Source organism: Ulvibacter sp. 2210JD10-4, from assembly GCF_058148525.1.
The window spans coordinates 1-237 of sequence record NZ_JBYVJZ010000103.1 but is presented as its reverse complement, the minus strand read 5'-3'; the positions used below and the strand labels follow the sequence as shown (position 1 = coordinate 237).

Annotated in this window: 1 pseudogene; it reads left to right on the top strand. The window is 40.1% G+C overall.

Annotated features, from left to right (window positions below):
• Nucleotides 1-237 (top strand): annotated as a pseudogene (locus ACY2RT_RS15655) (exodeoxyribonuclease III); the annotation flags it as partial.

The window sequence follows — 237 nt, the reverse complement described above, 5'->3', positions numbered from 1 at the left end:
ACCAAAGCAAATATTGATCAGGTTGAAGTTGCCGACATTGAAAATGCAGGATATCCACATCATTCTTGGTACAGTACGCAAAAGAGGGGGTATAGTGGTGTAGCAATTTTTTCAAAAACCGCTCCTAAACATGTGGAATATGGCACCGGGATAGATTATGTGGATTTTGAAGGTCGTAATATTCGTCTGGATTTTGAAAAGGTATTGATAATGAGCTTATACCTTCCCAGTGGGAGC